Source organism: Parvibaculum sp., assembly GCF_049672805.1.
Taxonomy (GTDB): domain Bacteria; phylum Pseudomonadota; class Alphaproteobacteria; order Parvibaculales; family Parvibaculaceae; genus Parvibaculum.
On sequence record NZ_JBATWS010000031.1, the window covers coordinates 1 to 6,353 of the forward strand.

6 protein-coding genes and 1 pseudogene are annotated in these 6,353 nt (G+C 60.7%); all 7 read left to right on the forward strand.

The genetic code is table 11. From position 1 onward, the window contains the following. Positions 1-1,144, forward strand: a 1,144-nt coding sequence (locus WBF74_RS01000) for a peptidyl-prolyl cis-trans isomerase (RefSeq protein WP_424433943.1), incomplete at its 5' end; no start/stop codon positions are given. Then, positions 1,141-2,652 (forward strand): anthranilate synthase component I, encoded by a 1,512-nt coding sequence (gene trpE / locus WBF74_RS01005; RefSeq protein ID WP_424433945.1) that lies wholly within the window; start codon positions 1,141-1,143, stop codon positions 2,650-2,652. The genes WBF74_RS01000 and trpE, both read left to right, overlap by 4 nt. Before the next feature lie 74 nt (positions 2,653-2,726). Then, on the forward strand, positions 2,727-3,320 hold the full coding sequence (locus WBF74_RS01010) for an anthranilate synthase component II (protein WP_424433947.1): 594 nt from the start codon (positions 2,727-2,729) through the stop codon (positions 3,318-3,320). Positions 3,321-3,410: 90 nt separating this feature from the next. Further along, positions 3,411-4,436, forward strand: a complete 1,026-nt coding sequence (gene trpD, locus WBF74_RS01015; protein WP_424433949.1) for an anthranilate phosphoribosyltransferase — start codon at positions 3,411-3,413, stop codon at positions 4,434-4,436. Further along, positions 4,429-5,226: an indole-3-glycerol phosphate synthase TrpC gene (gene trpC / locus WBF74_RS01020; RefSeq protein ID WP_424433951.1), complete on the forward strand. Its 798-nt coding sequence runs from the start codon at positions 4,429-4,431 to the stop codon at positions 5,224-5,226. The genes trpD and trpC overlap by 8 nt, the downstream gene beginning before the upstream one ends. A 28-nt stretch (positions 5,227-5,254) precedes the next feature. Continuing rightward, complete coding sequence (locus WBF74_RS01025) at positions 5,255-5,767, forward strand: GNAT family N-acetyltransferase (RefSeq protein WP_424433953.1); 513 nt, start codon at positions 5,255-5,257, stop codon at positions 5,765-5,767. A gap of 42 nt (positions 5,768-5,809) precedes the next feature. After that, positions 5,810-6,353, forward strand: a pseudogene (locus WBF74_RS01030) (3-deoxy-8-phosphooctulonate synthase); the annotation flags it as partial.

A 6,353-nucleotide genomic window follows, 5' to 3' on the forward strand; every position in this document is an offset into this window, starting at 1 on the left:
GCTTCAGGCTGCCTATAATGAGCGGCGCAGCCAGTATGACGTACCGGAGCGGCGCGAGGTGATGCAGATCACCTTTCCGAGCGAAGATGCGGCCAATGCTGCCCTTGCGCGCCTGCGGGACGGCACGACGGCGACCGTCATTGCCGATGAACTCGGCCTCAAGAAAGAAGACATTTCGCTCGGCAAAGTCTCGCGCGCGGACATGCTCGCGCCGGATCTCGCAGAAGCGGCCTTTGCGCTTGAAAGCGGTGCGTGGAGCGCGCCCGTTCGCGGCCCGCTCGGCTGGTCGATCCTGCATGTTGAGGGGATCGAAGCAGGCGTGCCCAGCACCTTTGAAGGTGTGAAGGACGAGCTTCTTGCCTCTCTCAAGATCGAAATTGCCCGCGACCAGATTTACGACATCCAGAATGCGATCGAGGATGCGCGCGCTGGTGGCGAGCCGCTGGCCGATATTGCCGCACGCTATGATACGACCGTGAAGCGGTTCACCGGTGTGACCCGTCAGGGCCGGACGCGTGATGGCGCGACGGTAGAGCTTCCTGATCTGCCGCAGCTTCTCGATACCGTGTTCGACAATATGGAAGGCGACCAGATTCCTCCGCTCGATAGCGGCAAGGAAGGCTATTACTGGGTGTCGGTTGACGCAGTAACCCCCGCAGAGCGCCGCCCGCTCGAGGAAGTGCGCGACGAGATCGTCTCGCTCTGGAAGAACCGTAAGCGCGCAGCCGAGCTTGAAGCCCTGGCGCAGCGCCTGGCCGATCGCGGTAATGCGGGCGAGAGCTTCGACGTACTGGCAAACGAGTTGGGCCGCAGCGTGCTCACCATGCCCGGCATCCAGCGTCAGGCCCAGAACGACACCTTCTCGCGCATTGCGGTCACCAAACTCTTCGCTGCGCCCGAAGGCGGGTTTACTTGGGGACCGGTCGGCGTGGGCGACAGCATTCTGCTGATGCAGGTTCGCGATGTCCGCTCACCGCAGACCGATGAAACCTCAGGCAGCTATGAGCAGGCAAAGGCCGCCCTCGCGGACTCCATGGGGGCTGACCTGCTCCAGACGCTTGTGATGGGCTATCAGCAGAAACTCGGTGTGACGGTCAATCAGGGCCTGCTGCAACAACTGACCGCTTCGGACAGCAGACTATGATCTCACCCGAATTTGATGCTTTCGAGGCTGCATATAATGAAGGCAAGGCGCAGGTAGTCTATACGCGCCTTGTCGCCGACCTCGATACGCCCGTCTCCGCCATGCTCAAGATTGCGGATGACAAGCCGAACAGCTTCCTCCTCGAATCCGTGGAAGGGGGCGATGCGCGTAATCGCTATTCGATCATCGGGCTGAACCCCGACGCGATCTGGCGCACGCATGGCGACAAGGCGGAGATCAACCGCAAGGCGCGCCTTGAAGACGGGACATTCGAACCCTGCACGGGCGGTGCGCTGGCGAGCCTGCGCGCCTTCATTGAGGAATCGCGGATCGATCTGCCGGAAGAACTGCCGCCCATGGCAGCGGGCGTGTTCGGCTATATGAGCTATGACACGGTGCGCCTGATGGAGCATCTGCCGAACGAGAACCCGGATGCGCTCGGCCTGCCGGATGGCATTTTCATTCGCCCCACCATCATTTGCGTTTTCGACTCCGTGAAGGATGAAATCACGGTGGTCACCCCTGTCCGCCCCGACGCAAAGGTGAGTGCGAAGGCTGCCTATGCGCGTGCCAGCGAGCGGCTTTCGGATGTGATTACTGATTTCGAGCGCGCCGTTCCTCACGGGCGCCAGGAAACCGATATTGCTCCTATAGCGGAGCCACATTCGAACACGCCGCCCGAAACCTATTTCGACATGGTGGAACGGGCGAAGGAATATATTGCGGCGGGCGACATCTTTCAGGTCGTGCTTTCGCAACGCTTTGAAACGCCATTCACCCTTCCGTCCTTCTCGCTTTATCGCGCGCTTCGGCGGATCAACCCCTCGCCCTTCCTCTATTTCCTCAATTTCGAGAATTTCTCGATTGTCGGCTCCAGCCCGGAGATTCTTGTTCGCGTGCGGAACAATCGCGTCACGATCCGCCCGATTGCAGGCACGCGCCATCGCGGGAAGAACAAGGCCGAAGACGAGGCAATTGCAGCCGAACTGCTTTCCGACCCAAAGGAACGCGCCGAACATTTGATGCTGCTGGATCTCGGTCGCAATGACGTGGGCCGCGTTTCGAAGATCGGCACGGTGGAAGCGACCGAGCGTTTCGCACTCCAGTACACCTCTCACCTCATCCACATCGTCTCCAATGTCGAGGGTGAACTGGACCCGGCCTATGACGCGATCTCCGCGCTGGTGGCGGGCTTCCCCGCAGGCACGGTGTCCGGCGCGCCGAAGGTTCGCGCGATGGAAATCATCGACGAACTCGAACTTGAGAAGCGCGGTCCCTATGCGGGCTGTGTCGGCTATTTCTCGGCTGCGGGCGAAATGGATACCTGCATCGTGCTGCGCACCGCCATTGTGAAGGATGGCAAGATGTATGTGCAGGCGGGCGGCGGCGTGGTCGCGGATTCAACGCCCGAAGGCGAGCATCAGGAAAGCGTCAACAAGGCCAAGGCTCTGTTCCGCGCCGCGGAAGAAGCCGTCCGCTACGCTTCACAGGCTGGCAAGCGGCAATAGAGCATCTTGCCGCCCTGCGGGGCCGGCCCCAATATAATTACAAAAGCCGCCCTCCCGGCGGCGGAAGGTTCGCCATGCTGCTGCTCATCGATAATTACGACAGCTTTACCTACAATCTCGTTCACTTTTTGGGCGAGCTTGGGGCCGAGGCGCAGGTTCACCGCAATGACAAGATCACCGTTCGGGAGGCGCTTGCCGAACGGCCGCAGGCGATCGTGCTTTCCCCCGGCCCTTGCGACCCGGACAAGGCCGGTATCTGTCTTGAACTCGTTGCGGCAGCGGCGGCCCACCGCATTCCGCTTCTCGGCGTCTGCCTCGGCCATCAGGCAATCGGACAGTCCTTTGGTGGCAAGATCGTTCGCGCGCCCGTGCTCATGCATGGCAAGGTGAGCGACATTCACCATGGCGGCAAAGGGCTTTTCCAGTATCTGCCAAGCCCGCTTGCGGCAACGCGCTATCACTCGCTGATCGTGGAGCGTGAAAGCCTGCCGGACATGCTCGAAATCACAGCCTGGACGGCTGACGGCATCATCATGGCCATGCAGCACAAGGAATTGCCGATATTCGGCGTGCAGTTTCACCCGGAAAGCATTGCCTCCGATCATGGCCATGATCTTTTGCGGAATTTCCTCCAGATCGCGGGCATGAATGTGCGGGAGTTCGTCTGACCGCCGCGGTTTTGGCTGCGTTTCCTTCTGTGCTATGACCCCCTCAATCCCGAAGATGAGAAAGACGAGCGGCCGGGGAAAAAAGGGTAAATGACTGATTTGAAAAGCATTATCGCGGAGCTTGCCAATGGCGCCCGGCTCGACGCGGCACAGGCCCGCGCGGCCTTTGAAACCGTCATGTCAGGCGAGGCGACCCCGGCGCAGATTGCTGCCTTCCTGATGGGCCTGCGTGTGCGCGGTGAAACGGTCGATGAAATCACCGCCGGTGCGGAGGTCATGCGCGAGCGTGCGCTGCGCGTCACCGCACCTGCTGACGCCATCGACATTGTCGGCACGGGCGGAGATTCGCTCGGCACATGGAATATCTCGACCGCTGCCTCCATCGTCATTGCAGCGTCGGGCATTCCCGTAGCGAAGCATGGCAACCGCAAGGCCTCCTCTCTTTCCGGCACGGCGGATGCGTTGCAGGAGCTTGGCGTCAATCTCGACATTGATCCTGCAGCCATTGAGCGCTGCATCGCGAAGGCCGGCATCGGCTTCATGTTTGCGCAGGCGCATCACTCCGCCATGAAGCATGTGGCCCCCGTGCGCGGCGAGCTCGGCATCAAGACCGTCTTCAACATGCTCGGGCCGCTCTCTAACCCGGCCATGGTGAAGCGCCAGCTTCTCGGCGTCTTCCATTCCGGCTGGGTCGCGCCTTTCGCTGAAGTCTTGCGCAATCTCGGCTCTGAAAGCGCCTGGGTGGTGCATGGCTCGGACGGCATGGACGAGATCACAACGACCGGCCCCAGCACCGTTGCCGAACTCAGGAATGGCAATATCCGCGTCTTCGCGGTGACGCCCGAGGATGCGGGGCTGAAGCGCGCAACCATCGAAGACCTCAAGGGCGGCAACCCAGCCGAGAATGCGGCTGCCATTCACCGCCTGCTTGATGGCGAGCCGAGCGCCTATCGCGATATCGTGCTGATCAATACTGCCGCCGCTCTTATCGTGTCGGGCAAGGTGACGAATCTGAAAGAAGGCGTCGCACTCGCTGCCAAAGCGATCGATAGCGGCGCGGCAAAAGCGACGCTTGCAAAGCTCGTCGCCGTTTCGAACGGGAAGTCCGATGACTGACATTCTCGAAAGAATTGGCACTTACAAGCTCGAAGAAATTGCCGCCGCAAAGAAGGCGCGGCCACTCGCAAGCCTCGAGACCGCAGCGCGCGAGGCGGCGCCCGTGCGTGGCTTTGCGAAGGCGCTTTCGGCGCGCGTTGAGGCCGGTGAATTCGCGCTAATCGCCGAGATCAAGAAGGCAAGCCCGTCCAAGGGGCTTATCCGTGCAGATTTCAACCCGCCTGCCCTCGCCCGCGCCTATCAGGCGGGCGGCGCAGCCTGCCTTTCCGTGCTCACGGATGCGCCTTCCTTTCAGGGCGCGCCGGACTATCTCTCCGCTGCGCGTGCTGCCGTGTCGCTTCCCGTCATCCGCAAGGATTTCATGTATGACACCTATCAGGTGACGGAAGCCCGCGCGATGGGGGCTGATGCCATTCTCATCATCCTTGCCGCTGTGTCAGACAATCAGGCGCGCGAACTCGAAGATGCTGCCTTTCACTGGGGCATGGACGTGCTGTTGGAAGTACATGATGAGGCAGAGCTTGAGCGCGCCTTGCAGCTCAGGAGCCCGCTTCTCGGCATCAATAACCGCAACCTCAAGACTTTCGAGACGACGCTAGCCACCACCGAGCGTCTTGCGCCACTTGTGCCGAAAGAGCGGCTTGTTGTGGGCGAGAGCGGCATCTTCACCCATGATGATCTGAAGCGACTTGCCAATGTCGGTGTACGGACTTTCCTTGTCGGGGAAAGTCTGATGCGGCAGGACGATGTGGAAGCGGCGACCCGTCTCCTTTTGTCCGGTACGGCCTGAACTGCGTCACGTCCCTGAGGGCAACGCCATGACCTATCTGATCCGCGAAGCCAATGCACAGGACTTCGCCCGCCTGGCTGATATCGAGAAGGCAGCAGCCATTCTCTTTTCGGAAGTCGGCCTGCCGGAAATTGCGGAGCATGATCCGACCGACCTCGACTTCATCGAAGCAGCCGCGCGCGCCGGTGTCGTTCTCATCGCTGTATTGGATGGCGCACCTGCAGGCTTCCTGCTTGCGGCCCCGCTTGACCTGCACACGCATATTTACGAGCTGTCCGTTCACCCTGCGCATGGGCGGAAGGGGCTTGGGCGTCAGCTTGTTGAAGCCGTGTGCGACTGGGCCGAGAAAAAGGGCGATCAGGCGGTAACACTTTCCACCTTCCGCGACATTGCGTGGAATGGGCCCTTCTATGCCTCCTGCGGCTTTGAGGAAATTGCCCGGCATGAGTGGACGCCGGCCCTTCTTCTCGCCCATTATCGCGAGGAAGGAGCGGGCCTGCCGATGGAACGCCGCTGCTTCATGCGCAAGAACCTGCACTAGCCTGCCGCCAATGGCCTGCAACACAGAAAGCAATTCAAGATCATGACTGTTCTCAAGCTTCCCAAATGGAACATGGCCATCGGCGATGGCGAGCCGCTTCTCTGCATTGCCGGGCTTAATGTGCTTGAGGATCTCGACCTCACGCTGGCAACCGCCGAACATCTGAAAAGCGTATTGGACAACCTGTCCCTTCCCTTCGTGTTCAAGGCGAGCTTCGACAAGGCGAACCGTTCTTCGATCAAAAGCTATCGCGGGCCGGGCCTGAAAGACGGGCTTGCCCAGCTTGCCGAGGTGAAGCAGCGTTTCAACGTGCCGATCTGCACCGATCTCCATGAGGTTGAACAGGCAGAGCCGGTTGCCGAGGTGGCAGACCTTGTGCAGATACCGGCCTTTCTCTGCAGGCAGACTGACCTTGTGGTCGCTGCGGCACGCGCAACGAAGAAGGCTGGCGGTCTCCTCCATGTGAAGAAGGGCCAGTTCCTTGCGCCCTGGGACTGCCGCAACATTCTCTCGAAGATCGGCGAGGCAGCGGGCAATGGCATGACCATTCTGTGCGAGCGCGGTGCTTCCTTTGGCTACAACAATC

Excerpts from the sequence above, each read along its gene's own strand:
- trpE (WP_424433945.1), top strand. The coding sequence starts at position 1,141 with ATGATCTCACCCGAATTTGATGCTTTCGAGGCTGCATATAATGAAGGC.
- WBF74_RS01010 (WP_424433947.1), top strand. The coding sequence starts at position 2,727 with ATGCTGCTGCTCATCGATAATTACGACAGCTTTACCTACAATCTCGTT.
- trpD (WP_424433949.1), top strand. The coding sequence starts at position 3,411 with ATGACTGATTTGAAAAGCATTATCGCGGAGCTTGCCAATGGCGCCCGG.
- trpC (WP_424433951.1), top strand. The coding sequence starts at position 4,429 with ATGACTGACATTCTCGAAAGAATTGGCACTTACAAGCTCGAAGAAATT.
- WBF74_RS01025 (WP_424433953.1), top strand. The coding sequence starts at position 5,255 with ATGACCTATCTGATCCGCGAAGCCAATGCACAGGACTTCGCCCGCCTG.